The sequence below is a fragment of the Kibdelosporangium persicum genome, from assembly GCF_013280595.1.
GTDB classification, from domain to species: domain Bacteria; phylum Actinomycetota; class Actinomycetes; order Mycobacteriales; family Pseudonocardiaceae; genus Kibdelosporangium; species Kibdelosporangium persicum.
Window position 1 is genome coordinate 79,464 of sequence record NZ_JAAATY010000034.1, and the last position, 26,172, is coordinate 105,635.

Sequence of the window (26,172 nt, forward strand, 5' to 3'; positions counted from 1 at the left end):
CAAGGCTATGCCACCCGGCCGGCGTCGACGTGAATCACCATGTCCGCCTGGGCCGCTTCCTCCGGCCGATGCGTCACGTGCACGACCGTGCGGCCCGCCAGGTTCTTCGCCAGGCCTTCGAGGACCGTCTTGGCCGTGGGCACGTCGAGGTGGGCCGTCGGCTCGTCAAGGACCACGAGGTCCGCCTCGGGTGCCGCCAGAAGCGCCCTGGCGAGGGCCAGCCGCTCGGCTTCGCCACCGGACACCATGCCGACGAGACTGTCCAACCTATGCGTCCAATGGCCGAGACCTGCGTCGGTCAGGGCCTGCGTCAGCAGTTCGTCGCTGGCGTCCGGGGCGGCGACCCGGAGGTTCTCGCGGATCGTCGTGGAGACGAGCTGCGGCTCCTGGGGGCACCAGGCGACCTTGTGCGGGACCTGCGCGGCGCCTTTCTCGGCAGGCAGGAAGCCCAGCAGCAGGGCGAGCAAAGTGGACTTGCCCGCGCCCGACGGGCCGAGGACCGCGACGTGACTGCCCGCGGGGATCGTCAGGGTGACGTCCCGCAGGCTCGGCTCGTCCGCGCCCGGCCAGCGCACGTCGACGCCGGTCAGGCTGATGGCGTTCGGCCCGTTGGTGCTGGTCGTGTCGGCCTGTGCCCGTACGAACGGTCCGTTCGCTCCATCTAGTTGTCCACAACCCGCCAGTAACCCTTCTGACCTGGTGTTATCCCGGTAGACTGGGTCCGGGGTCGCCCCCCGGGAGTGGTGGGGGCTGCTTGGGGGGTTTTGCGGACTGGGTTTCGGGGTGCCGGTCTGGGGCGTGGTGGCGAGGCTCTCCTGGGGCGTGGTTGGCACGTTGACCTGGGGCGCGGTTGCGAAGGTGTCCTGGGGTGCGCGGTGCGGGGTGCCGTCCTGGGTTTGACGGCTGCTGCGCTGCGGAGCGACGTGCGCGTGGATCGCCTGGGTGCGGGTGTAGGCGGCTTTGAGGGTGTCGCGGTGTTGCAGTGCCGGCGGGAGCAGGGACAGGACTTCGGCCAACGCCAACGGGACCAGCGCCAGCACGGGGTTCCCGGTGGTGGCACCGAAAGCGGCGGCCAGGCCGGTGCCGAGGGTGATCAACGCGGCTGCCGCGCCCGCGCCGAACGCCTGCCGGCGGGCCCGTCGAACCAGGTCCGCGTCGACCCGCGCCAGTGCCGCCCGCTTCTGTTCGTGGGCGCCGAACGCGATGAGCTCGGGCGCGGCTTCGAGCAACGCGAGCACGCCTGCGGCGATACCGCGCCGTCCGTCCGCGAGAGCCGTTGTAGCGCGACGCTCCAGGAATCGGGCGAGCAAAGGGGCGCCGACGCCGCCAACGAGTACTGCACCCGCGAGTACGAGACCGGCTGGCAACGACAGGATCGCCTGAACGGCAACGGCGACCGTGCACACGACTGCGGCGATGATGGGTGGGACGAGCACGCGCGGGGTGAGGTCGCGAACGGTGTCGACGTCGTCGACGAGCCGCTGTAGACCTTCGCCGCGCGCCAGTCCGGCGGTCCGTGCCGGGCCCAACGAGACCAGTCGTTGCCACAACGACACCCGCATGTCCTCGGCGCGGCGGAAGGCGGCGTCATGGGTGACGAGCCGTTCGAGGTAGCGCAATCCCGCGCGGGCCAGGCCGAATGCACGGACGCCGACGATGGCGACGGTCAACGTGAGGATCGGCGGTTGTTCGGCGGCGCGGGCGATCAGCCAGGCTGATACGGCGGTCAGCGCGACTCCGCTGGCCAGCGCCAACGCGCCGATCATCGCGCCGAGCAGTTCCCTGCGGGTGATCCTCACTCGGACAGGCTTACGAGGTGCGTTTGCCTCGGTCGTCGAGACACGGATCGGCTGCACAGGCTCGTCGCTGACACGGACCGTGCGATGTGTCGCGAGCAGAACCGCCACGCCGTCGTTCGCGACGTCGTACACCGCCCGCATCACCTGGCTGGCGGTAGCGCTGTCCAGGTGCGCGGTTGGTTCGTCGAGCAACAGGACGCGGGCGCCTCGCTTGACACGCAACAGGGCACGGGCGATCGCGACGCGCTGACGTTCCCCTGTGGACAGTTCGATGATCTTGCGGTCGAGCAGGTGCTCGGCGGCGGCCGAAGATGCGACCGCGCGCATCTCCTCGATGGTGGGCGGCACGTTGCGGTCGCTCACGGCCAACCGGAGTTCCTCGGCGACGGTCGTTGCGGCGAAGGCGGGCCGTTGCGGCACCCACGCCACGATCCGGCGCCACGCGGCCAGGTCTGAAGCGCCGACGACGATCGAGCCCGAAGCCGGGGAGACGAACCCGAGCAGCGCGGCGATGGCCGTCGACTTCCCTCCGCCGCTCGGCTGCGAAAGCCGGACGATCTCCCCTGGCCGCAACGACAACGACAGCCCGTCGGGCGCGAAGCCGTCTCGCCGGGCGACGCGCAGGTCCGAGACCTCCGCCACGACGTCGCCGGAGAACCGCAAGCCTGCGGGCGTATCGCCGGACAGCGCGTGCACGCGGCGGATCGCCTCGATCCCGTCCTCGCTGGCGTGGTGGGCGGCTCCGGCGGCGCGCAGCGGGAAGTAGCACTCCGGCGCCAGGATCAGCACGAACAAGCCGACCAGCAGCGTCATGTCGCCTGAGACCAGGCGCACTCCGATGATCACGGCGACCACCGCGACCGACAACGTGGCGATCAGTTCGAGTGCCAGGGCCGACGCGAAGGCGGTCCGCAGGGTCGCCAGGGTCGCGCGGCGGTGCTGTGCGGACACCCGGCGGACGGCCTCGGCCTGGGTCTCGGCCCGCCGGAATGCCGTCAGCACGGGCAAAGCCCGGATCATTTCGAGCAGATGCGCGGACAGCCGTGCCGTCGCGTCGGCGGACTCGGCCACCTTGTCAGCCGTGTACCTGCCGATCAGGATCGCGAACAACGGCACGAGTGGCACGGTCAACGCGATCACGACCGCGGCGGGCCAGTCGATGAACAGGATCGCCGCGCCGACCGACACCGGCACGACCGCCGCGTTCACCAGTGCGGGCAAATACACCGTGAAGTACGCGTCGAGCGCGTCCAAGCCCTTCGTGACGAGCACCGTCAACGCAGCCGGGCCCTGCGAGGAGATCCATTCCGGGCCACGCGCCAACGACGTGTCGAGCACACGTGCCCGCAGTTCCTCCTTGGCACCTGCCGCGGCCCGTGCGGCGACGACCTGGGTCGCCCACGTCAACAAGGCCCGGGCGATGACCGATCCGACGAGAACGACCAGCAATCCATGGCCGGTGACCACGGAAGCAAGCGACCACGCCTGGGCGACCAACGCGAGGGACGAGAGGAAGGCCAGGACAAAACAGAGGGCCAAAGCCCGGCGCGCGGATGCTGGCAGCGCGCCGAGCGGGCCCCTCCCCAGCCGGTCCTGGGCGGGATTTCGCCGGCCGGGGAAGCTCATGGCACACGCACCGGCGGGATGTGCCCGGTGCCGATGCGCTTGCGGAAGACCCAGTAGGTCCAGCCCTGGTACACCAGTACCGCGGGCGCGCCGAAGCCGGCGATCCACGTCATCACCTGCAGGGTGTACGGGCTGGACGCGGTCGCCTCGATGGTCAGCGAGAACGACGGGTCCACTGTGGACGGGATGACGTTCGGGTACAGCGCGCCGAACAACGCGACCACCGATCCGACGATCACCATCGCCATCAACGCGAACGCCCGGCCTTCCCGGCCGACGGACAGGTGGACAAGCGCCAGGATGCCCGCGAGCACGACAAGCCCGACAACGAGCCAGGTCCACGAGGAACCGGCGCGCGTCTGTACCACCAACAACAGTCCCAGCAACGGGAGCAAGGCGGCCGGGCCGATGCGCAGGGCGAGACGGCGCGCTCGCGATCGTATTTCCCCATCGGTTTTCAACGCCACGAACACGGCTCCGTGCACGAGCGAGAAACCTACGATCGCGAGCGCGCCGAGCAGGGTTTCCCACTGGAAGGCGGCGAACGCGGACCCCACCCGGTTCCCGGCCGCGTCAATGGGCAACCCGAGCACGTTCCACGACAACAACAGACCCACACCCAGTGCGGGCAGCCAGGAACCGACGACGATCACCCGGTCCCAGTTGCGCCGCCACCGCACCGAATCCACTTTGCCGCGGTACTCGAAGGCCACACCCCGTCCGATCAGGCCGACGAGTACCGCGAGCAAAGGCAGGTACGCGGCACTCAACAATGTCGCGTACCAGCCTGGGAAAGCCGCGAAGGTCGCGCCCACCGCGACGATCAGCCACACCTCGTTGCCGTCCCACACCGGGCCGATGGTGTTCACCATCACGCGCCGTTCGGTCTCGTCGCGCGACAGCACGGGCAGCAGCATTCCGACGCCGAAGTCGAAGCCTTCCAGGAACAGGTAGCCCAGCCAGAAGAAGGCGATGATCAGAAACCAGACGAGGGCCAGGTCCATTGCAGACTCCTAGTACGCGAACGCGAGTTCGTCGGACTTCTTCTCGGCGGGCTTGTCCGGCGGCGGCATCACCCCGGCGATTCCCGCGCGGGCGTAGCGCCGCAACAGGAACACCTCAAGGACAGCCAGTGCCGCGTAGACCGTCGTCAGCACGATCAACGAGGTCAGGACCTCCCCGACGGTCAGCCCGGAGACACCGCGCGCGGTGAACATCCAGACCCCGTCGACCCCGGTCGGGTTCGGCACGACCACAAACGGCTGCCGTCCCATCTCGGTGAAGATCCACCCGAAACTGTTGGCCAGGAACGGAGTCGCGATGCCCGCCAGCGCGGCCCGGCGGAACCACGGCGACTGCGGCATGCGCCCGCCGCGAGTCAGCCACAACGCCGCCGCGGCCGCCAACGCCGCCAGCGCGCCGAACCCGATCATGAACCGGAAACCCCAGTACGTGACCGGCAGGTTGGGCACGTAGTCGATCGGCTGCCCGGACAGCTCGCCGAGCTTCGGGTCGACCGGGTAGAACTCGCCGTACTTGGCCTGGTACTCCTTGACGAGGTCCTCGATGCCCTTGACCTCGCTGGTGAAGTCGTTGTGCGCCAGGAAGGACAGCAGCGCGGGCACGGTGATCGACTTGACGTTCTCGCAGTCCGGCCTGGCCACGTCCCCGTAGGCGAAGACCGAGAAGCTGGCCGGTTGTTCGGTGTGGCACAACGCCTCCGCCGCGGCCATCTTCATCGGCTGCTGCTCGAACATCAGCTTGCCCTGGAGGTCGCCGGTCACCGCGAGCAGCCCGAACGAGATCATCCCGACCACGCCGCCGAGCTTGAGCGACGACCGCCACACCGCCTGTTCCTCACGCCGCCGCGTCAGGTGCCAGACCGCGATGCCGACCAGGAACGCCCCGGCCACCGCGAAACACCCGGCGATCGTGTGCGGGACCGCGGCCAGCGCGGTGTTGTTGGTCAGCAGGGCCCAGATCGAGGTGAGCCGCGGCCGTCCGTCGACCAGTTCGACGCCGACCGGGTGCTGCATCCACGAGTTGGCGGCCAGGATGAAGTACGCCGAGGCGATCGTGGCCAGCGAGAACGCCCACGCACACGCCAGGTGGACCTTCTTGGGCAGCTTGTCCCAGCCGAAGATCCACAGCCCGAGGAACGTGGACTCGACGAAGAACGCCAGCAGGCCCTCCATCGCCAGCGGCGCGCCGAACGCGTCGCCGACGAACTTCGAGTACGCGCTCCAGGACATCCCGAACTGGAACTCCTGGACGATCCCGGTGACCACCCCCATGGCGAAGTTGACCAGCATCAACTTGCCCCAGAACTTGGTCATCTTCAGGTACTTCACGTCACCGGTACGCACCCACGCCGTCTGCATCCCGGCGACGAGGACCGCCAGTCCGATCGTCAGCGGGACCATCAGGAAGTGGTAGACGGTGGTGATGCCGAACTGCCACCGGGCCAGATCCAGAACGTCCACACCACGATCCTGCGACCGGCGGAGATTTTTCTCTTGGTGCGGCAGTCCCCTATCGTCGGGACCTAGGTCCCGGGGGGTGTGACTATGCGCACGCGGTTCGCGATCGCGTCCATCATCGATTCGACGGCCAGCGGTGTGTGGCCGCCGTTCGCGCTGCTGTTCCTGGTGAACGTGCAGCACATGGCGGACACCACAGCGGGGATGAGCATCACGGTCGGCGGTCTGATCGGCGTGACGGCCGGCCCTGCCGTGGGCATGCTGCTGGACCGGATCGGGCCCGCGCGGCTGGTGATCGCGTCCAATGTGGTCCGGCTGGCCGGGTTCGCGTACTACCCGCAGGCCGACACCGTGCCGGAGGCGATCCTCGTGGCGACGGTGATCAGTGTGGGCGACCGTCTCTTTTGGACGTCGAACGCGCCGTTCGCCAAAGCCGTCAGCACCGGTGAGCGGGACGTCGAACGGCTGCTCGGCCGCCAGTCGATCGGCCGGTTCGCCGGCTTCGGCATCGGCTCGGCGTTGATCGGCGTCATGCCGGACGTGGCCGATCCGGCGATCTACAACGTCGTGAACTACGTGGCCGCGGCGGCGCTCGGCCTGGCGGCGGTGATCCTGCTCGGTATCACGACTCCGGGACAGACCACGGTGAAAGCGGGCTGGCCGGTTGTGCTGCGGGACCGCCGGTACGTGGCCATCTGCGCGACACAGGTCCTGTTCTGCCTCGCCAGCGTCGGCAAGTACACGGTCCTGCCGCTCGTGGTGATCAACGAGCTGCACATGCAGCAGTGGGTCGCCGGAGCCGCGATGATCATCGGCACGGTCGTCTACATCCTCGTGCAGGAACCCGTGTTGCGGATCGCCGAGAGGTTCCCGCGCAGCCTTGGCATGATCGTCGGCGCCGGGCTGTTCGCGGTGAGCTTCGGCGCGCTGGCGATCTTCCCGGCCACGCCGGTCATCTTCGCCACGAGCGCGGTCATGTCCGTCGCCGAGGCCCTCTTCAGCCCGCTCAGCACGGCCGCTGCCGCCGACGCTGCCCCCAAGCAGGCCCAGGGCCGGGCCAGCGCGCTGTTCCAGCTGTCCTGGGGCATCGCGGTCGCTGCCGGGCCGTGGTTGCTCACCGGCCTGATGACGGTCGGCGTGACGGCGCTATGGCTGACGTTGGCCGCGACCTCAGCGGCTGCCATACCCGCGGTCATCGCAACGCAGTCGCGACCTCGGCAGCAGTCCGTACGACCTGAGGTCCCACAACCTCCGCGTGCAGACGCTCAAAAGTGACCACGCCGACGCTCGCCCGTAGCCCTGACACGCCCCGCACCGGCGCTGCGATGCCGTACGCCCCCGCCTGAAGCTCTCCGGCCGTCGCGACCCATTCCGGACCGTCGAACGGCAACAGGATGGCCTTGCCCGCAGCGCCCTTACGCAGCGAGTGACGCGTCCCCACGCGGTAGGCGACGTGATACGCCGTCCACGACGGCTCGACGACGGCGACGGCCTGTGCTTCGTCTCCGTCGGCGACCGTCAGGTGAGCGGTCGCGCCGATCGACTCGGCGAGCTCACGCAGCGCGGGCAACGCGGCATGCCGCAATTGCGGCAGAACGCGCGCAGAGAGCCTCAGCAGCCCCAGACCGAGGCGAACACGCGATCCCTCCCGCCGGACCAGCCCACGGGCCTGCAACGGCACCAGAAGGCGGTACACCGCCGCGCGGCTGGCGCCGATCGCGGCGGCGAGGTCGCTGATGGTCGGCGCCTCGGACTCGGAGTCCGCGACCGCCTGCAACAGCGCCAGCCCCCGGTCGAGCGTCAGGGAGCTCTCTTTGCCGTGCGCGCCCGGGGAGGTCATGACGCGGGCAACACTGTGCCGACGACCTCCGCGAGCCCGACGACCGAGCCGTCCGGGCCCGGCGCGGTCGCGGTGATCCGCACGGTGTCGTGATCCTCCAGGAACGTGCGCTGTTCACCGCCGGCGAGCGTGATCTTGTCCCGGCCGCCCCAGCTCATCTCGAGGAAGCAGCCCAGCTGGTCGCGCTCCGGGCCGGACACCGTGCCGGACGCGAACAGGTCGCCGGGCCGCACGGTCGCGCCGTTCACGGTCATGTGCGCCAGTTGCTGGGCGAACGAGTAGAACATGTCCGCGAACCTCGGCCGGGACACGGTCGTGTTGTTCCAGTCGATCCGCAGCAGCAGGTCCAGGCCCCATGGCTGGTCCTCGACGAGGTACTCCTGCACCGGGTGCGTCCGCGGCGGCGTGTGCACGCGCGCGGCCGAGAACGCGTCGAGCGGGGTCACCCATGCCGAGATCGACGTCGCGAACGACTTGCCGAGGAACGGCCCGAGCGGCTGGTACTCCCAGCCCTGGATGTCCCGCGCGGACCAGTCGTTCACCAGCACCACGCCGAACACGTGGTCCGCCGCGGCGGACGTCGGCACCCGGCCGGTCACCGGTCCCCCGCAGACGAACCCGACCTCGGCCTCGATGTCCAGCCGCTGCGACGGGCCGAAGACAGGGCCCTTCCGCTGGCCGTGCGGACGCACGACCGGCGTGCCCGACACGACGACGGTCCCGGCGCGGCCGTGGTACCCGACCGGCAAATGGGTCCAGTTGGGCAGCAAGGGCGAGTCGTTCGGCCGGAAGATCCTGCCCGCGTTCTCCGCGTGGTACTTCGACGAGTAGAAGTCCACGTAGTCGGCGACCGCGAACGGCAGAACGGCGTTGTCGATCGGAACCAGCGTGGCGCCCTTGGGCGCGGCCGACGCCTGCGTCAGCTCCATCAGCCGCGCGCGGACGTCCGTCCAGGCCTGTCTGCCCGCGGCGAGCAGCGGGTTGAGCGAGTCCGCGGCCACCAGATCGGCGTGGTCACCGAAGGAGGACGCGATCGGCCGCAGCGGCAGGGCCCGGTCGCCGAGCCGCACGGCGACCTGGCCGTCCACCACGCCGTACGGCAGCGTCTGCGGACCGAACGGCTGGTCCGGGCTGAAGGCCTCGTCGTCCACCCACGTCACAGCAACCCCAGTTGTTCCAAGTCGGCGACCGGCTCGGCCAGCGAGCACGAACCGTAGGACGCGAAGACACCCCGGACCGCGTGCGAGGCCGCCTCGGACAACTCGCTCGCCTCCTTGGCCAGCGCCTCGGAGTCGGTGCTGTTCAGCGCCTCGCGGACGTCTCCGCCCGCCAGCGACCGCGCGGTCGCCACGAGCAGGTTGAGGAAGCCGTGGTGGGTGAACCCGGTCTCCTCGTCAGTGTGCCGGACCGCGTTGTGCAGGCCCGCCGTCGCCTTGAACGACACGCCGCCGGCGCTGACCACCGAGAGGAAGTCGGAGATCTCGTCCACGGTCGGGAACGCCTGCTGGCTCAGCCCGCCGCAGCGCAGCTTGGGCCAGCTGCCGTGCTCGGCGACCTTGCGGATGCTCGCCAGCCAGTCCGGGCCGCCGCGGCGCGGCTCGATCACCCGGATGACGTCCTCCGGCACGAACTCGGAGACCCGTTCGAGCCACTGGTCGTCGACGTCGGACGGCGCCGGCATCTCGACCATCCGCAGCGCGAGCAGCTCGGTGCGGGACTCGACGATCGACAGTGCCTTGGGCACGCCGCCGAGACCGGTGTCGATCACCAGCGACAGGGCGACCGGCTTGACCGGGCGGACCTTGATCAGCTCGGTGATCAGCTCGGGCAACCGGGACGCCGGACAGAGGAAGAGGCCCATCACCGCGGCCCGGTTCGACGACCGCATCTCCAGGTGCGCGGCGATCGCGTCGGGCATCGCGGCGTTGCCCGGCGGGAACAGGGCGGCGTCGTCGACAAGCCTCGCGAGCAGGGGCGGAACACCTCGAGGGCCGGGCGGCGGGAGTTCGACTGCGCTTGACACGGCTGACACGCTAGTAGCGTACCGGGAACTGAACAAAAATGTCCGCTATCCGGACACAGGAGAGAGGTCATGCCTTACTACCGAAGCGTGGGCGAGATACCCCGAAAGAGGCACACCCAGTTCCGCGCACCGGACGGATCGCTCTACGCCGAAGAGCTGATGGGTGTGGAAGGCTTCTCGAGTGACTCGGCACTGCTCTACCACCGGCACCTGCCGACCGCGATCGTCAACGCCGTCCAGGTCGCCGACGAGCGCTCGACGTCGCCGAACATGCCGCTCAAGCCCCGGCACTTCCGCTCGCAGGACCTGAAGTGGGACTCGCCCGCCGAGGTGGACGCCGTGACCGGGCGTCGCCTGTTGTTCGGCAACGCCGACGTGAAGATCTGCTTCGTCGCCGCGACGCAGCCGTCACCGCTGTACCGCAACGCGGCCGGTGACGAGCTGCTGTACGTACAGACAGGCACCGCGGTGGTCGAGACGATCTACGGCGCGCTGACCGTCGGCGACGGCGACTACGTCGTGATCCCGACCTCGTGCACGTACCGGGTGGTGCCCGGCGAGGACCTCCGGATGCTCGTCCTGGAGGCGACCGGGCACATCGGCCCGCCGAAGCGGTACCTGTCCTCGAAGGGACAGTTCCTGGAGCACTCGCCGTACTGCGAGCGTGACCTCCGCGCGCCGACCGAGCCCCTGCTGGTCGACGGCGAGGATGTGGACGTTCTCGTCCGGCACCGCGCGGGCGTCACCCGCTTCACGTACGCCCACCACCCGTTCGACGTGGTCGGCTGGGACGGCGCACTGTACCCGTGGGTGTTCAACATCCGTGACTTCGAGCCGATCACCGGCCGCGTGCACCAGCCGCCGCCCGTGCACCAGACGTTCGAAGGCCCGAACTTCGTGGTGTGCTCGTTCTGTCCGCGCAAAGTGGACTACCACCCCTTGGCTGTGCCTGTGCCGTACAACCACGCCAACGTGGACTCCGACGAGCTGATGTTCTACGTCGGCGGGAACTACGAGGCCCGTAAGGGTTCCGGGATCGGGTTGGGTTCGTTGTCACTGCACCCGTCCGGGTGTACGCACGGCCCACAGCCCGGCGCCGTCGAGGCTTCCCTTGGCGTGGAACAGTTCGACGAGACCGCGGTCATGGTCGACACGTTCCGCCCGTTGGAGCTCGGCGAGGCGGCCGAGGCCTGCGAGGACCCGTCGTACGCGTGGAGCTGGGCACGGCGCGGCCCCAGCGAGGGCTAGTTCTCCCACTGCAGAGCCAGATCGCGGCTGCCGCCGTAGCGGGCGAGGGCGTCCTCGGCCGAGTTGTGCACGCCGAACATGGTCCGCCGGGTGATCGGATCACGTCGGTAGACCACGGCCTCGACGTCGTCGCCCGCGGTGATCTGCATGCCCCACGCGAAGACCTGGTTCGGGTTCTCGGCGTTGGTGAGCGTGAAAAGTTGCGCGTCCATGGTTCCGAGTATCCACATGGGACACTCAACTCCGTCGTGTGCACAACTGGAATTCCCAATATTGAACCGGCGTGGTGTTTTATGCCCGCATGGCTAAAGCAGAACGCCCACCATATCTGCGCCGAAGGCTGGGGGCAAAGCTACGGCGTATGCGGGAAGCGTCCGGTCATACGCTTGACTCAGCCGCGTACGCGTTGGACAAGACACGCAGTGCGTTGCATCGTATAGAGACGGGCGAGACGAAAGCGAATGTGCATCTCGTCCGGACGATGATGGATCTGTACGACCACGTCGACCAGGCCCTGATCGACGAAACACGCCGCTCGCTCAGGAAGCCGTGGTTCTCCGCTTATGGCGTGCAGGACAATGGCGGATATCTCGCCGTGGAAACGGAGGCGAGTCACGTCGACGAGTTCGCCGCGCAGATCGTCCCGGGGCTGTTGCAGACTGACGGTTACATCCGTGCTCTCGTCACGACTCGTGGCCGCACGAATTCCGACCAGGCGGCGCTGATCCGGCTGTTCCGGCAACGCCGACTGATCTCCGAGGAACGGCCGCTGACCTACACCGCGATCGTCGACGAGGCCGCGTTGCTGCGTCAGGTCGGCGGTCCCGCGGTGATGCGCGAACAGTTGCACCACCTGATCGAGCTCGCGAATCTGCCGACCGTGAATCTGCGCGTGCTGACTCTCGCGCAGGGCGTGCACGACGCGTTGCCCGGCCCGTTCTGCCTGCTGTCCTTCCCCGATCCGGAGGACCCCGAATACCTGTACGTCGAACACGTCACCGGCACCGTGCACAATGAGGACGAGGACGAGGTCCGGGAAGCCAGAATGGTCTTCGCCCAGCTCCAGTCGGTCGCGCTGGACCCGGCCGAGTCCGTCGCGCTGATCAAGCGGCGCACCGGCCGGCCATGATCATCCGCTGACCTGCGGCAACACCGGATTGTCGGTGGGTGGCCCTAGAGTCTCACCCGAGATCGAGACTTTGTTGGGGGTCTTGCGGAATGGATGTCGACGCGGTCCTGGCGCTGAGCCCGGACAAGCAGGTCGCGGGCAGCGCGGCCCGGCTGGCCGCGCCCGGCAACTGGAGCGAGCTCGGGCACGACGAGCACGCTCTATGGGGCCTGTGCAAAGGCAGCGGCAAAAAGCCGTACCAAGTGTGCGTCGACCTCGGCGACCGGGCGACAAAATGCTCGTGCCCGTCACGGAAATTCCCGTGCAAACACGCGATCGCCGTCCAGGTCCTGCACGCGCGCGGCTCAGCACCGGCCGGTCAGCCACCCGAATGGGTCAGTGAATGGCAGCACCGCCGTGAGGTCCGGCAAACGCCGAAACCGCTCGACGACTCGCCCGAAGCCGTCGAGCGGCGGGCCGCGCAACGGGCCAGAACCGTGGAGGCGCGGGATCTGGCCGTCCAAGGTGGTGTCGCGGGGCTGCGGGAATGGCTGGCCGATGTCGCCAGGCGGGGCGTGGCCGAACTCGCCGGGCGGGATCGCACCTGGTGGGAATCCATCATCCGGCGGATGGTCGACGCGCAGGCTCCCGGCCTGGCCGGCGCTGTGGAAGACCTTGCCACCGTGGTGTTCTCCGGCGGCAGCAACTGGGCCGAACGGGCCGCCGACCGTCTCGGCAGCCTGCACCTGCTCGTCACGCTCGCGGCCAACCCGCCGCCCGAGATGAACGACGTCGTACGCATGCGTCTGGGCTACACGGTGACCGAACAAGAGGTGCGTGACAAACCCGCATGGCATGACACGTGGGTTGTCCTCCTTCGTAAGGACGAGGACGACGGCCGTGTACGCACAACCCGGCAATGGGTGTGGGGACGCGAGCGGCGCGAATGGGTGACCGTCATCCGCCATGCGGCGGGGAACGCCATTCCCGGCCCGGCCCTGCCGGTCGGTGAATTCACCGGGAATCTGCACCCGTATCCCGCGGGCGCACCGCGCCGGATGGCTGTCGGCGACCGTGATCCGTCGGTCGCCGCCCGTCCCATCGACATCTCCGACACCTGGACGGACGCGTTGGCAGGCCTGGAACCGCTCCTCCGGCAAGACCCGTGGCAACGGCTGCATCCTCTGACGTGCAAGCAGATCCGCCTGGCCGAGGGCCTCACCGCGATCGACACCGACGGCCGCGCGTTGCCGGTCGTCGACGACATCGCGGCCGACCGTGCGCTCGCCCTCCACGGCGGCGAACCGTTCGACGCCATCGGGCTGTGGGACGGCTGGTCCTTCCGGCTTGGCGCGGTCGCCGAGCCTGGCGGTGCACCGGAGGTGGTCTCGTGAGCTGGGCCGAGGTCACCCAGAAGATCATCATCGGCTCGTCCGAGCCCGACCAGGCGCTGGCCGACTGCGCCGCGTACGGCCTGGCCCGGCGCGGCGGCCGGATCGCGCCCGTGGCGGACGCCGAACCGATCGAGCCCGCGCCCCAGGACCACCGCAGGCAGGCGTCCGCGCGGGTCGGCGCGATCTTCAGCCAGGTCATGGCGACCGAGGACAACGAGATGCTGCGGGAGTGCTGTCTCGCGCTCGACCGCGCGAACCTCGTCGTGCCGTATCGCCAACTGCCGGACATCCTGGCCGCCGCGACGGCCCGATCCGTTGTCCGCGACGCGGTCCTGCCCGCTCTGGGCTCGCGGGGGCGGTGGCTCGCGCAGCGGCGGGTCGGCTGGGCGTGGGCGGCCGGTGAACCCGAGCAGGACACCCTCATCGACATCGACGAGGCCCTCGACCTGTCGCCGATGCAACGCAAAGCGCGCCTTGTCACCGCCCGCAAACAGGATCCGCCGCGGTTCCGGGCGTACATCGCGGAGAACTGGCCGCAGCTGCGCCGGGTCGAGGACCGCAAGCTGCTCATCGCGGCGCTGTCGGAAAAGCTCGCCGCCGAGGACGAACCGATCCTCGAACAGGCGCTCGACGACCGGTCGGCCAACGTCCGCGAGGAAGCGGTCGCGTTGCTGCGCAAGCTCCCGGGCTCCGCACTGTCCAAACGGGCCGAGCAGCGTCTGCGTGACGGGCTGGTCGAAGCGACCGTCGACCTGCACCCGGAGGGACCGTACGAGCAGGAGCCGACCCGTGAGGAACTGCGCGACTCACCGGTCCGCCGCACGGGGTCGGCGCGGCTGAAGGCCGACGCCGCCAGCGTGTCGCCGGATTTCTGGATCGACTGGCTCGGCCCGAAGGCACCCCGCAAGATGCGCCTGAGCACGTGGGGAACCGCGCTGTTGCAGGGCGTCGCGGAGAACCTCGGCGCTGCGCAGGATCCCGTGCCGTGGCTGACCGACCTGTCCTCCACGATCAGCTCGACGGCTCTGCTCGACGCGTTGGACAACCTCCCGTCGCCCACGCTGTCCCGCGTGCTGATCAAGCTCGCCGGGTCGTGGGACGCCAACGAACTCGACTACTTCTGCGGACTGCTGCCCTCGCCCTGGAACCCGGACGTGACCAGGGTCGTGCTGGAGCGGTTCGCCGAACTGGCCGACCGCGGCTGGCGCGTCGGCCGTCCTCCCGAAGCCTTGTTACGCCGCGGCGACCTTCGCGTCCTGCACGACCACTGGCCCCGGATAGCCACCCGCTGGCCGGTGCACGGCGCCGAAGAACTCGTCCTGCGGCTGCGAACCGAACTTCACGAAGAGATCGAACGGAGCGGAAACCCGTGACCACACCGACTGTGCTGCGCCCAAGTGCGGAAACGCAGTACGCCGACGAGCTCACCGCGCTGGCCGCGACCGACGACAAGCCGCGCCCGCCGCAGTGGCGGCTCTCGCCGCAGGCGGTCGTGCGCTACGTCCTCGGCGGCACGCTGTCCGACGGCACCGTCATCACGCCCAAGTACGTCGGTGACCGGCGCCTCGTCGAGGTCGCGGTGGGCACGCTCGTCACCGACCGCGCGCTGCTGCTCGTCGGTGTCCCCGGCACCGCGAAGTCGTGGCTGTCCGAGCACCTGGCCGCCGCGATCAGCGGCAACTCGACGCTCATCGTCCAGGGCACGGCGGGAACGAGCGAGGAAGCGGTCCGGTACGGCTGGAACTACGCGCGTCTGATCTCCGAGGGCCCCAGCGAGGCCGCCCTGGTCCCGAGCCCGGTGCTGCGCGCGATGCGGACCGGCGCCGTGGCCCGCATCGAGGAGCTCACCCGGATGCCCGCCGAGGTGCAGGACTCGTTGATCACGATCCTGTCCGAGAAGGCGTTGCCCGTGCCGGAACTGAACCTGCAGTTCCAGGCGATCCCCGGGTTCACGGTGATCGCGACGGCCAACGACCGGGACCGTGGCGTGAACCAGATGTCCTCCGCGCTCGCCCGCCGGTTCAACACCGTCGTGCTGCCGCCACCGGCCACGGAGGACGCCGAGGTCGAGATCGTCTCCCAGCGGGCCGCACAGTTGGGCCGTGCGCTGGAACTGCCGTCCGAGCCGCCGGCGTTGGACGAGGTGCGCAGGGTCGTGCGGATCTTCCGCGAACTGCGGGGCGGCAGCACGGTCGACGGCCGCACGCAGCTCAAGAAGCCGAGCGGCAGCCTGTCGACGGCCGAGGCGATCTCGGTGGTCACCAGCGGAATGGCGCTGGCCGCCCACTTCGGCGACGGCAGTCTGGGTGCCGACGAGCTGGCCGCGGGCCTGCTCGGCGCGGTGATCAAGGACCGGGTGTCGGACACCGCGGCCTGGCAGGAATACCTCGAAGCAGTGGTCAAGGAGCGCAAGGAATGGCGCGACCTCTACCGGGCATGCCGGGAGCTGGACCCGGCGTGACGAAACCGCTTCCCGACCGGGTGACCTTACTGGGCATCCGGCATCACGGGCCGGGTTCGGCACGCATGGTCCGGGCGGCGCTCGACGTCGTGCGACCGCAGCTCGTGCTGGTCGAAGGCCCGCCGGATGCCGACGCCCTGATCGAGCACGTCGGCGAGCTCATCCCGCCCGTCGCGCTGCTGCTGCACGACGCGGCAGATCCGGCTGACGCGGCCTTCTGGCCGTTCGCGCGGTTCTCGCCCGAGTGGCAGGCGTTGACGTGGGGCGCACGGCACAACGTGGACGTGCGGTTCGCCGACCTGCCTGCCGGGATCTCGTTGTCCCGGGAGAAGACCGACGACGTCGACCGAGTGGTGGTGGACCCGCTCGGGGTGCTCGCCGAGGCGGCCGGGTTCGACGACCCGGAGCGCTGGTGGGAGGACGTGGTCGAGCACTCCAGCGCGGAGCCGACCCAGCTCGCGGCCGCCGTCGCCGAAGCGATGACGGCCCTGCGGGAGGAGTTCGCGGACACCGTCGACGAGCGGACGTTGCAGCGCGAGGCGTGGATGCGTCAGGTCCTGCGCAAGGCGCTGACCGAGTACGACGGGCCGATCGTGGTGGTCTGCGGCGCCTGGCACGTCCCCGCCCTGCGGGAACTGCCTGCCGCCAAGGCCGACGCCGATCTGCTCAAGGGCCTGCCGAAACGCAAGATCGCCGGCAGCTGGGTGCCGTGGAGTCATGGCCGTCTCGCCGCGACTTCGGGGTACGGCGCAGGCGTGGCGTCGCCGGGTTGGTACGCCCATCTGTGGGAGTACCCGACCGACACGATCCCGCGGTGGATGGCGCGCACGTCGCATGTCCTCCGCGAGGAGGGGTTGCCCGCGTCCACCGCGAGCGCGGTCGAGGCCGTACGTCTCGCGGACACGTTGGCCGCGTTGCGCGGGCGCCCGTCGCCTGGGTTGTCCGAGGTCAGCGAAGCGGCTTTGGCCGTGCTGTGCGGTGGCGACGATGTCGGCCTGCGGATCGTGCACGAGAAGCTCGTCGTCGGGGAGGAACTGGGCCAGGTCGGCGAAGGCGTTCCCCGGTCACCGCTGGCCACCGACCTGGAACGGCTGCAGAAGAAGTTGCGGCTGCCGGCGAGTGCGACCGAGAAGAACATGCGGCTCGACCTGCGCCGCGAGATCGACCGTGGCCGGTCCCGGCTTCTTCGGCAGTTGCACGTTCTGCACGTCCGGTGGGGTGAGCCGGACGAGACGAGCACGCTCGGCACGTTCGCCGAGGCGTGGACGGTCCGTTGGGATCCCGGCCTCGCCGTCGCGGTCGCCGCGGCTGCCCGCCATGGTGCCACTGTGGAGGGTGCTGCTGAGCACGTTCTGGTGGAGCGGGCGAAGTCCGCGGAGACCGTCGCCCATGCCGCCGAGGTGCTACAGGAAGCGGTGGCGTGTGAGCTGGTCGGCGCGGTCGCGGCGGCACGGGCCGCGCTCGACCGTTGTGCCGCGGCCGCCACCGATGCTCTGGAACTGCTCCAGGCGTTGCCCGCGTTGGCGGCGACTGTCCGATATGGATCGGTGCGCGGGACGGATCCGGAGCTGCTCCGGGCTGCCATGCACGGGTTGCTCGCGCGTGGCTCGGCCGGTCTTCCGCTGGCCTGCTACGGGATCGACGACGACACAGCAGAAGTCGCCTTGTCGACATTGGACAAGGCGCATGAGGCGGTCATCCTCGCCGCGGACGACGACCACAGCGCCGGCTGGTGGGACGCCTTACACCGGCTCGTCCGAACCGAACCGTCGGCGCACGGCCTGCCAACCGGCCGTGCGACCCGGTTGCTGTGGGAAGACGACCGTCTGGACACCGAGGCCGTCGCGATCCGTATGCAACGGGCCGTGTCCACTTTCGGCACCGGAACGTCTTTTGTCGCGGGATTCCTGCGTGGTTCCGCGGTCCGGCTGGCGGCCGATCCACGGCTGCTCGGCCTGGTCGACGAGTGGCTCACCGGGTTGCCGAACGAGGCGTTCGAGGACGCGTTGCCGTTGCTGCGCCGGGCGATCTCCAACTTCTCCGCGCCCGAACGCCGCACGCTCGCCGAACGCGTCGCGCAAGGTGGCGGTCCGGCCGTACTGATCGCCGACGACGGCGACCCCGAGCGCACCGCTCGGCTTGTCGAGTTCGTGCGTGGGCTTTACGAAGGGGCACGGGTATGACCGACGAACGATCGCGCAGGTGGCGTCTGTTGCTGGGCCCCGAAGCCGAGCAACTGACCGGCCTGGACGAGGACGACTCACGTCGCGACAGTGCACTGACCGCGCTGTACGGCGGCGGGGAGAGCGACGGCAAGCGTGGCGCCGGGCTCGGCGCCAGTTCGCCGAAACTGCACCGCTGGCTCGGTGACGTGCGGACGTACTTCCCCAAGTCGGTCGTGCAGGTGATGCAGCGCGACGCGGTGGAACGCCTTGGCCTGACCAAGCTCTTGCTCGAACCGGAGCTGCTGTCGTCGGTGGAGCCGGACGTGAACCTGGTCGGCACGCTGGTCTCGCTGTCGCACGCGATTCCCGCGCGCACCAGGGAAACCGCCCGCGCGGTGGTGCGCCAGGTGGTCGAGGAGATCGAACGCAAGCTCGCCGACCGGCTGATCGCGGCGGTGAACGGTGCCGTCGACCGCTCCAAGCGGACCCGGCGGCCCCGGATGTCCGATGTGGACTGGCCGGCCACGATCCGCGCGAACCTCCGGCACTACCAGCCGGACCAGCGCACCCTTGTGGTGGAAAGCCTGATCGGTTCGCACCGCAAGTCCCGCAGCGCGGCCTTGAAGGACGTGATCCTGCTGGTCGACCAGTCCGGCTCGATGGCCGAATCCGTGGTGTACTCGGCCGTCTTCGGCGCGACGCTGGCCTCTCTGCGGTCGGTCACCACGCGGCTGGTCGTCTTCGACACCGAGGTCGTCGACCTGACCGAAACGCTGGACGACCCCGTTGACCTGTTGTTCTCCACGCAACTCGGCGGCGGCACGGACATCAACCGCGCGGTGGCGTACGCCCAGCAACACATCCGCCGCCCCGCCGACACCGTGGTGGTGCTGATCAGCGACCTCTACGAAGGCGGCGTCGCGGCCGAGCTACAACGCCGAGTGCGGGAAATGGTCGCCAGCGGCGTGACGGTCGTCGTCCTGCTCGCCCTGTCCGACAGCGGCAAGCCTTCGTACGACCACGAACTCGCCGCCCGGCTGTCCGCCATCGGCGCCCCGTCCTTCGCCTGCACGCCCGACGCCTTCCCCGACCTGCTCGCCACAGCGCTGCGCCGCGAGGACGTCGCCGCCTGGGCGGAACAAGAAGGCATGGCCGTCGGCCGCTGAACCGGACCTGGTCGAACAGGTCCGGTGTACCGGTAGCTCAATCCAGGGCGATCTTGACGCCGAAGGCGACCAGGATGGTGCCGGTGATCGAGTCCAGCACCTTGCGGACGCGCGCGGAGGTGAAGAAGCGCTTGAGCACGCCGACGATGTTCGCCAGCACGGTGAACCACACGGCGGTGACGATCACGGCGAGCGCCGAGAGCAGCAGCGTCTCGCCGGTGTGCGGCGTGCTGGAGAGGAACTGGGGCATCAGGGCGACGAAGAACACCGCGCACTTGGGGTTCAGCAGGTTCGTGATCAGCCCTTGCCGGAACGCCACCAGGGCCCGGACTGTCGCCAGGTGCGCGTCCACCTGCACACGCTCGCCGCGCCGCCACGCTCCGATCAGGGCCTTGATGCCGAGGTAACCGAGGTAGGCCGCGCCGACCAGTTTGACGACGGTGAACGCGACCGCCGACGCCGCCAACAAACCGGCCACACCGAACGCCGCCACAACCGCCCAGACGAACACGCCGCTGGCGATCCCCAGCCCAGCCGCCACCCCCGCCCGCCGTCCCGACACCGCCGCGTGCCGGGTCACGATGATGAAATCCGGCCCCGGCGCCATCGCGGCCAGCAGGACCACGCCCATGAAGGCGAGCATCTGAACCCCAGTAACCATGCCGCGAGCATAACCGCAGCTAGCCAATGGTTATCTCGGTCAAATCCGCCCATTCCGGACATCCACGCCGTCTTGCGGGCCGCATACCCGACCGACCTGGCTTCCCAGGGCGGCCTTCACCGACACGCCTCGCGTACCTCGTCGAGCAGCGTGGCGTCGGGGACGTTGTAGAGGTCCATCATCGATCGCGCGAGGTGAACGTCTGTCTTGGTGTAGCCGTTCTCTCGGCGGCGCAGGTTGTTGGGACACATTTCCAACATCGAAGCCGCGTCTTCGAGTGTGAAGCCAGCCTGTTGACGCATGCGGCGGAGCTTCGCTCCCAGTTGGGCACGCGGACAAGCCTCGCGGTCAAGCTCGGGCATGCGATTCTCCTTGCGACACTGACACTTCCCGCTCCAACCAGTGCCTGAATCCTTTCAGCCTTCGCAAAGTTACTCGTGCTCCCGCGGTGCGGAAGGTGCCGCCCATACGAGATGTGGCGTGATATTGGTGTGGCGACGGACATACCGCAGCGCGTTCTCCGGCTCGGCCAAGACGTACTGATTCTTCCCATCAGCCGTGATCATGTAGGCACCGTCCTCCAATGTCATTCCCCACGCCGCGACTCGCGCGTCAGTCTGTTCGCCGTACTCCAGCACGACGGCGAACAGCCGGGGTGCGTGCTCCGTGACCATCTCGGCGACAGCAGTGGTGAAGTCGGTGTCGTAGACAACAAGGTTCGGCGTGCTGCCGGGCGCGACGGTGAATTGTTCCGACACGGTTGAACTCCATCTGGTGAGCGGATTTGACGTGCGACGTTATGCGAAAGAAGGAAACCGCAGTCCTGGGAATCGATACACCCAGGCAGACCGTGATCTTGCGCGTCCGCGCCTCCCTGTTCAACAGGGATGTTCTGCCGGATGATGGTCAGGCGTTACCGTTCCGCCCATCTGGAAAGGAGCAGCCGCCATGTCAGTCTCGATTCGTAGCCAGCGGCAGGAGCAGCGGCAGTTGTCAGCCGAGTTGCGCGCCCAGCGCAAGACGTGGGCTGAAGTCGGGCGCGTGTTCAGCGACCGGTATCACGTCAACGCACGCGCGGCGATGCGGATGGCCCACGGGTGGAGCCAGCGGGATGCCGCTGAACGGTGGAACAGTCGCTGGCCTGCGGACTCGAAGACCTTCAAGAACTTCTCGTACTGGGAATTGTGGCCGGCATCGACCGGGTACGCGCCGTCGTTGGACGTACTCGGCAGACTCGCCGAACTCTACGAGTGCAGCATCAGTGATCTGGTGTGGGATTGCGGCGATTTCCGAGATCGCGACTCCATTCACGGGGATGCAGGACGACTGCACGGCCTACAAGCCTTGCTCGACCACGGCGACGACAAGACCCGACCCACAAATGCCGCGAGTCTTGTTTCGAAACTGGAATCAATTGACGTAACCGAACTCGCACGCTTGACCGCCTCATGGGCGGATAGCCTGAAGGGCGCGAGTCGTAGGTCCATACTTCTCAAACTCAGCGCTGCACTGTCGTTGGCGGCGGCCGCGCCTGCGCTCGCCGATGAGTCCGAGGAGGCACCACCCGCCAGTGGAGTAGCTGGCGATTACGAAGGAATATGGCACAGTCGATACATTTATCCGAGCACCAGTCGGGGCGGGAACGTCTCTGGCGATCACTACGTCGTCATGCGACAGCGCGGCAATCAGCTGTTCGGGCAAAGCGTGCCCGCAACGAATGGATCACTACTGAATCTGGATCTTGCGGTAAGCGGTCCGATCGCAACAGGAATCTGGTCCGAGCGCACCTCTCTCACCGGCCACTACCGTGGTGCGGTCTACCACGGTGCCATACAGCTGATCATCGATCCTATGGGCAAGTCCATGACGGGGAAATGGGTGGGTTACGACCGCGAGTTCACCATCAACAGTGGCGAGTGGACACTTACCTGGCAAGAACCGGCGACGACCAAGGGCGTGCAACGCGCATACCACCTGAAAGTCTGACAGTGGTCCATCATTGATCGCGCGAGGTGAACGTCTGTCCTGGTGTAGCCGTTCTCTGGTCCCGCCACTGGATGCCAGTCGGGACTTTAGGGCGGTTACCTGCCGGTAACCAGAGCTGACAGCGCGGCCTGTCTACGAGTTCTGGTCGATGACCTGAAGCAGGCTTATGGGATCGGCCAGGTCAGCGATCACCCACGTTGCTCCAGCTTCTCGCAATTCCTGGGTGGTGCTCTCGCCGGTGGCCACGCCTATCACGCTCACACCAGCGACCAGTCCTGCTTCAACGTCGTTCGGGGTATCACCGATCAGGATCGTGCGTCGGTTGCCGAACGTGACGCCTGTTCGCTCAGCAGCCCGCCGTTGCGCAATCGCCACGAGTTCGGACCGCACGGCATGATCGTCCCCGTACGCACTGGTCTCCAGGTCGAGGTATCGATCAAGTCCGAAGACCTCCAGCTTGATCTGCGCGACAGCCCGCAGATTGCCGGTCAGCACACCGAGATGGATCTTCGGTTCTCCTGCCAATGTGGCGAGCGACCGCAAGACGCCCGGCAAGGCACGGCCACGTTCGGCGAGTTCATCTCGCGCAGCGTCATAGCCCGCAGCCAGAGCATCAGCCAGCTTCCGGATCGCCTCCGCGGTGGGTTCCACACCATGCAGATCCAAGGTCTCGCGAATGATGTCCAGCTCAGTCCGTCCGGAGACAGCAGCGAGCTTGTGAAACGGCACCCCGGTCACAGCCGGAAACACGCGTTCATACATTTCACGGCCAATCCCGCGCGTCTCGACGAGCGTGTGGTCGACGTCGAACAGCACGAGTATGCACGGCGAAGGCACGCCAGCAAGTCTGTCACCTGGTCGTGTCACGGGTGTGCCGCGTAACATCATTCGAGGTCACAGCCCCCAAGGCAAGGCGACCGAGAAACTGTGGACGAGCAGCTTGCCCGACGCATCGGGGAACGGGTGCGCTCTACCGGGGCGCCGCTATCAGATTTATCGTCGACAGTGGTCGTCGGTCAGTAGCCGCCGAAGCCGCTCGCCTCGCCGCACAGCTGGCTGTACCCGTGCACTGAGCCTACAAAGATCAGTCTTCCTGTCCACGGTGTGTCAACGGTCGACCCGTGAAGGGCCGAGTTCGGTCAGGTCAAGCGCTGTCCAGCTCCGAGAGGCGGCGGGTGAGGAAGCGGCGTTCGGCATCGGTGGGTGCGAGTTCCAGGGCCTCGCGGTAGGCCTCGGCCGCTTCTGGAATGCGGCCGAGCCGCCGTAGGAAGTCGGCGCGGGTCGCGGGCAGGAGGTGGTAGCCGGTGAGCTTGTCCTGCAAGGAGTCGAGCAGTGCCAGGCCCTCGGACGGTCCGGAGGCCATGGCGACGGCGACGGCGCGGTTCAGTTCGATGACGGGTGACGGGTTCAGGCGGAGCATTGCCTCGTACAGCATGGCGATGCGGGGCCAGTCCGTGTCCGATGCCGTCGGTGCGGTGGCGTGGCAGGCGGCGATCGCGGCCTGGAGTTGGTACGGGCCCGGGTGGCCTTGTTCCAGCGCCGCGTCCAGTACCGCGATGCCTTCCTCGATCAACTCCTGGTCCCATCGGGATCGGTCCTGGTCTTCGAGCGTCACGAGATCGCCGGACGCGTCGAGGCGGGTGTCGCGGCGGGAGTTGTGGAACAGCATCAGGGCCAGCAGGCCGCTGGCTTCCGGCGTGTGCGGCATCAGCGAGACCAGGACTCTGGTGAGGCGGATTGCCTCGTCCACCAACGAATAGTTCGAGTAGCCCTGGTTGAACAGCAGGTACAGCACACCCAGCACGCCCGAGGTGCGTTCAGGCAACAACGAAGGCGGCGGAACGCGGTACGGGATGCGCGCGTTGTGGATCTTCCGTTTCGCGCGTACGAGGCGTTGGGCCATGGTCGGCTCTGGCACGAGGAACGCGCGGGCGATCTCCGGGGTGGTCATGCCCGTCAACGTGCGCAAGGTCAGCGCCACCTGGGCTTCCAGCGGCAGTGCCGGGTGACAGCAGGTGAACATCAGCTTCAGCCGGTCGTCCGGGAACGAGTCCTCTGTGGACGCCTCAGGTGACCCGATGGTCGCGAGATCGGCCAGACGATTGGTTTCCGCGGCCGCGCGGCGGATGCGGTCGAGGGCACGGTTGCGCGCTGTCGTGGTGAGCCAAGCCCCAGGGCGGCGGGGGACGCCGTCCTGGGGCCAGTGGGCCATGGCGCGCGCGAACGCTTCCTGGGTGCACTCCTCCGCGAGGTCCCAGTCGCCGGTCAGGCGGATCAAGGTCGCGACCACGCGCCCCCATTCGGCGCGGAAAGCTTCCTCGATCGCTTCCGTCACTCCCAAATCGGCCGCACTTCGATCGCGCCGAACTTCGCGACCGGGTGCCTGGCCGCGATCGCCAACGCTTCGTCCATGTCGGCGCACTCCAGGATGTCGTAGCCCGCGATCTGCTCCTTCGTCTCGGCGAACGGGCCGTCCGACACGAAAACCCGGCCGTCACGTGGCCACAGCGTTGTCGCGTCCGAGACGGGCCGAAGCTGGTTGCCTTCCAGGTGGCGCGAGCCGGTGTCGGCGATCCACGTGTCCGGGCAGTCTTCTGTGGTCCCGATCAGGGCGTCGTCCACGCAGACCCACATCATGAACTTCATCGCTCAGTCCTCCCAGTACGGACGGATCTCGATCGGGTACCGGCCCGCGGCCTCATGGGCCGACGCGATCGCGATCGCCTCGTCCAGGTCCGCGCACTCGATCAGTTCGACGCCCGCGACCCACTCCTTGGTCTCGGCGAACGGACCGTCGGACACCAGTTCCTTGCCGTCCCGCACCCGCACGGTCTTCGCCTCCGCGGGCGGACGCATCAGGTACCTGCCACGGCTCATGTCGCGTTCGTCCAGATCGCGCATCCAGGCCACGTGGTCGGGCTTGGCGTCCAGTTCGGCGGGGCTTTCCAGCTTCGCCCCGTCGTCGCAGATCATCAGCATGTACCGCACTCAAGGCCTCCTTGTCGGGTCAAGGTTCTCACCGACACGACGCGGGAACGGCCGGAAATCGACATCCCCCGCGCTGTCGATTTCGCCGGCCCGGCGCGTCGCCTTCATGACGAAGGAGGAAGCCATGATCAACCACGCTTGGTGCATCGACCACGAAACCCGCCAGGACCGCCTCGAAGTGGACAACCGGCTCGGACGGCTGGTCCAGCGCTGGCGCAGGCGGCGTCGCCCACCGGTTCGGGTGACGCCCACTTCCCAAGAACCGGCTCTCCAAGTTAGGCTGCCCTAACTTGGAGGTGACAGTGACCGAGACACCCACTCCGGCCGAGCGTGCGCGCACCATCGCCACGCGCGGCGGCAAGGCCACGCTGATGCCGTCCGCCGAAGGTGCCGGAAAAGTCGTGCCACTGACACACCACGTGCACGCGGACGGCGTGGCCAGCGTGCTCATCGCGCAGAGTAACCCGTTCGTGGCGGCCGCGTGGGCGGCGCCACGCGGTGAGCTCGCGGCGATGCTCGAGCTCGCGGACACTGCGCCGGTTCCGTTGCGGGAGCCGGTGCGTGGCCTGCTGTGGTTCACGGGCTGGGTGCGGGCACTGTCCGACGACGAAGCCAGGCGCGCCGCGATGCTGGTCGCCGAGGAGCGTCCGGACCCGCGTCTGCTGGACGTCGGCCACGGCGCAACGATGCTCCAGGTCATCCCCGCCTCGCTCGTGCTCGCCGACGCCGAGGGCACGCACTCGCTGTCGCTGGAGGACTTCACCGCCGCGACGCCGGACCCGTTCTGCGCGTACGAGGCGGACTGGTTGCGTCACTTGGAGCTCGCGCACACCGACGTCGTCTCGATGCTGGGCCGTCACCTGCCGGACGAGCTGCGCGGCGGTCACATCCGGCCGCTCGGGCTCGACCGGTTCGGGCTTCGGCTGCGGGTCGAGGCAGCCGACGCCGACCACGACGTGCGGCTCGCGTTCGAGCAGCCGGTGGCGACGACAGCCGAACTGGCGAACGAACTACGTCGCCTGGTCGGCTGCCCGTTCCTCGCGGAGACGCGCAGGCAGCACTAGGTCGTGTTTTGAATGTCCCGGTCGATGAGAGTCGGGATCGGGGCGGTTCCTGGCGTCGCCGCGGGATCGCCGCGAATACTGGTTGTCTTTGGGCGGTCCCGCGGTGGCGTCAGGGGCCGCATCCGGCCCGGCTATCGCGATCGGGCATTTGAAACACGGCCTA

At 68.4% G+C, this 26,172-nt stretch carries 24 protein-coding genes; 10 read left to right on the forward strand and 14 right to left on the reverse strand.

Translation table 11 applies throughout. The annotated features are described in order from the left end of the window. Nucleotides 1-5: 5 nt before the first annotated feature. Genes cydD through GC106_RS39245 form a run of 3 tightly spaced genes read right to left on the reverse strand, consistent with a single transcriptional unit; the run spans nucleotide 6 to nucleotide 5,908 of the window. Nucleotides 6-3,425 carry a thiol reductant ABC exporter subunit CydD gene (cydD, locus tag GC106_RS39235; protein ID WP_246367853.1) on the reverse strand — a complete coding sequence of 1,140 codons (3,420 nt, stop codon included), beginning with the start codon at nucleotides 3,423-3,425 and terminating at the stop codon, nucleotides 6-8. Beyond that, entirely contained in the window at nucleotides 3,422-4,429 is a 1,008-nt protein-coding gene (gene cydB, locus GC106_RS39240) for a cytochrome d ubiquinol oxidase subunit II (RefSeq protein ID WP_173141077.1), read from the reverse strand. The genes cydD and cydB overlap by 4 nt, the downstream gene beginning before the upstream one ends. Before the next feature lie 9 nt (nucleotides 4,430-4,438). Then, complete coding sequence (locus GC106_RS39245; protein WP_173141079.1) at nucleotides 4,439-5,908, reverse strand: cytochrome ubiquinol oxidase subunit I; 1,470 nt, start codon at nucleotides 5,906-5,908, stop codon at nucleotides 4,439-4,441. Between the two features lie 84 nt (nucleotides 5,909-5,992). Here GC106_RS39245 and GC106_RS39250 point away from each other — a divergent pair, with 84 nt between their 5' ends. Next, nucleotides 5,993-7,180, forward strand: a complete 1,188-nt coding sequence (locus GC106_RS39250; RefSeq protein WP_173141081.1) for an MFS transporter — start codon at nucleotides 5,993-5,995, stop codon at nucleotides 7,178-7,180. Here the strand turns inward: GC106_RS39250 and GC106_RS39255 are convergent. The 3 genes from GC106_RS39255 to GC106_RS39265 are packed head-to-tail and all read right to left on the reverse strand — an operon-like array spanning nucleotide 7,098 to nucleotide 9,768. Continuing rightward, nucleotides 7,098-7,745, reverse strand: a complete 648-nt coding sequence (locus GC106_RS39255; protein WP_173141083.1) for a helix-turn-helix domain-containing protein — start codon at nucleotides 7,743-7,745, stop codon at nucleotides 7,098-7,100. The two genes, GC106_RS39250 and GC106_RS39255, sit on opposite strands and share 83 nt — an antisense overlap. Beyond that, nucleotides 7,742-8,905, reverse strand: a complete 1,164-nt coding sequence (locus tag GC106_RS39260; RefSeq protein WP_173141085.1) for a fumarylacetoacetate hydrolase family protein — start codon at nucleotides 8,903-8,905, stop codon at nucleotides 7,742-7,744. The genes GC106_RS39255 and GC106_RS39260 overlap by 4 nt, the downstream gene beginning before the upstream one ends. After that, nucleotides 8,902-9,768, reverse strand: coding sequence for a hypothetical protein (locus GC106_RS39265; RefSeq protein WP_312873236.1), 867 nt, complete (start codon nucleotides 9,766-9,768; stop codon nucleotides 8,902-8,904). The genes GC106_RS39260 and GC106_RS39265 overlap by 4 nt, the downstream gene beginning before the upstream one ends. A 69-nt stretch (nucleotides 9,769-9,837) precedes the next feature. Here GC106_RS39265 and GC106_RS39270 point away from each other — a divergent pair, with 69 nt between their 5' ends. Next, entirely contained in the window at nucleotides 9,838-11,016 is a 1,179-nt protein-coding gene (locus tag GC106_RS39270) for a homogentisate 1,2-dioxygenase (RefSeq protein WP_173141087.1), read from the forward strand. Here the strand turns inward: GC106_RS39270 and GC106_RS39275 are convergent. Beyond that, the gene (locus GC106_RS39275) at nucleotides 11,013-11,228 is read right to left on the reverse strand and encodes a hypothetical protein (RefSeq protein WP_173141089.1); all 216 of its coding nucleotides are present in this window, start codon (nucleotides 11,226-11,228) and stop codon (nucleotides 11,013-11,015) included. The two genes, GC106_RS39270 and GC106_RS39275, sit on opposite strands and share 4 nt — an antisense overlap. 89 nt (nucleotides 11,229-11,317) lie before the next feature. On the opposite strand from GC106_RS39275, the gene GC106_RS39280 reads away from it, so the two are divergent. The 6 genes from GC106_RS39280 to GC106_RS39305 all read left to right on the forward strand — a co-directional run bounded on the left by GC106_RS39280 (nucleotide 11,318) and on the right by GC106_RS39305 (nucleotide 19,310). Continuing rightward, entirely contained in the window at nucleotides 11,318-12,145 is an 828-nt protein-coding gene (locus tag GC106_RS39280; RefSeq protein ID WP_173141091.1) for a helix-turn-helix domain-containing protein, read from the forward strand. Between the two features lie 89 nt (nucleotides 12,146-12,234). Beyond that, the gene (locus GC106_RS39285) at nucleotides 12,235-13,518 is read left to right on the forward strand and encodes an SWIM zinc finger family protein (RefSeq protein ID WP_173141093.1); all 1,284 of its coding nucleotides are present in this window, start codon (nucleotides 12,235-12,237) and stop codon (nucleotides 13,516-13,518) included. After that, nucleotides 13,515-14,891, forward strand: a complete 1,377-nt coding sequence (locus GC106_RS39290; RefSeq protein ID WP_173141095.1) for a DUF5691 domain-containing protein — start codon at nucleotides 13,515-13,517, stop codon at nucleotides 14,889-14,891. Before GC106_RS39285 ends, GC106_RS39290 begins: the two co-directional genes overlap by 4 nt. Next, nucleotides 14,888-15,979 (forward strand): ATP-binding protein, encoded by a 1,092-nt coding sequence (locus GC106_RS39295; RefSeq protein ID WP_173141096.1) that lies wholly within the window; start codon nucleotides 14,888-14,890, stop codon nucleotides 15,977-15,979. The genes GC106_RS39290 and GC106_RS39295 overlap by 4 nt, the downstream gene beginning before the upstream one ends. Beyond that, nucleotides 15,976-18,162 (forward strand): DUF5682 family protein, encoded by a 2,187-nt coding sequence (locus tag GC106_RS39300; RefSeq protein WP_173141098.1) that lies wholly within the window; start codon nucleotides 15,976-15,978, stop codon nucleotides 18,160-18,162. The genes GC106_RS39295 and GC106_RS39300 overlap by 4 nt, the downstream gene beginning before the upstream one ends. Continuing rightward, nucleotides 18,159-19,310 carry a VWA domain-containing protein gene (locus GC106_RS39305; protein WP_173141100.1) on the forward strand — a complete coding sequence of 384 codons (1,152 nt, stop codon included), beginning with the start codon at nucleotides 18,159-18,161 and terminating at the stop codon, nucleotides 19,308-19,310. Before GC106_RS39300 ends, GC106_RS39305 begins: the two co-directional genes overlap by 4 nt. A 37-nt stretch (nucleotides 19,311-19,347) precedes the next feature. Here GC106_RS39305 and GC106_RS39310 read toward each other — a convergent pair whose 3' ends face one another. From GC106_RS39310 to GC106_RS39320, 3 genes are all read right to left on the reverse strand, one after another. Beyond that, nucleotides 19,348-19,971 (reverse strand): LysE family translocator, encoded by a 624-nt coding sequence (locus GC106_RS39310; protein ID WP_173141102.1) that lies wholly within the window; start codon nucleotides 19,969-19,971, stop codon nucleotides 19,348-19,350. A 116-nt stretch (nucleotides 19,972-20,087) separates the two neighbouring features. Further along, nucleotides 20,088-20,333: a helix-turn-helix domain-containing protein gene (locus GC106_RS39315; RefSeq protein WP_173141104.1), complete on the reverse strand. Its 246-nt coding sequence runs from the start codon at nucleotides 20,331-20,333 to the stop codon at nucleotides 20,088-20,090. 69 nt (nucleotides 20,334-20,402) lie between these two features. Further along, complete coding sequence (locus GC106_RS39320; RefSeq protein WP_173141106.1) at nucleotides 20,403-20,729, reverse strand: hypothetical protein; 327 nt, start codon at nucleotides 20,727-20,729, stop codon at nucleotides 20,403-20,405. 190 nt (nucleotides 20,730-20,919) lie between these two features. Between GC106_RS39320 and GC106_RS39325 the strand changes: the two genes are divergently transcribed. Further along, nucleotides 20,920-21,957, forward strand: coding sequence for a hypothetical protein (locus tag GC106_RS39325; protein WP_173141108.1), 1,038 nt, complete (start codon nucleotides 20,920-20,922; stop codon nucleotides 21,955-21,957). Nucleotides 21,958-22,089: 132 nt separating this feature from the next. On the opposite strand, the gene GC106_RS39330 is transcribed toward GC106_RS39325, so the two are convergent. The 4 genes from GC106_RS39330 to GC106_RS39345 form a co-directional block, all read right to left on the reverse strand. Further along, nucleotides 22,090-22,773, reverse strand: coding sequence for an HAD hydrolase-like protein (locus GC106_RS39330; RefSeq protein ID WP_312873237.1), 684 nt, complete (start codon nucleotides 22,771-22,773; stop codon nucleotides 22,090-22,092). Between the two features lie 328 nt (nucleotides 22,774-23,101). Beyond that, nucleotides 23,102-24,292, reverse strand: coding sequence for an RNA polymerase sigma factor (locus GC106_RS39335; protein ID WP_376777812.1), 1,191 nt, complete (start codon nucleotides 24,290-24,292; stop codon nucleotides 23,102-23,104). Then, nucleotides 24,289-24,603: a YciI family protein gene (locus GC106_RS39340; protein ID WP_173141112.1), complete on the reverse strand. Its 315-nt coding sequence runs from the start codon at nucleotides 24,601-24,603 to the stop codon at nucleotides 24,289-24,291. Before GC106_RS39340 ends, GC106_RS39335 begins: the two co-directional genes overlap by 4 nt. A gap of 3 nt (nucleotides 24,604-24,606) precedes the next feature. Beyond that, the gene (locus tag GC106_RS39345; protein WP_217281528.1) at nucleotides 24,607-24,936 is read right to left on the reverse strand and encodes a YciI family protein; all 330 of its coding nucleotides are present in this window, start codon (nucleotides 24,934-24,936) and stop codon (nucleotides 24,607-24,609) included. A 311-nt stretch (nucleotides 24,937-25,247) separates the two neighbouring features. Here GC106_RS39345 and GC106_RS39350 point away from each other — a divergent pair, with 311 nt between their 5' ends. After that, nucleotides 25,248-26,009, forward strand: coding sequence for a DUF2470 domain-containing protein (locus GC106_RS39350; protein ID WP_312873239.1), 762 nt, complete (start codon nucleotides 25,248-25,250; stop codon nucleotides 26,007-26,009). The last annotated feature ends 163 nt before the right edge of the window (nucleotides 26,010-26,172 follow it).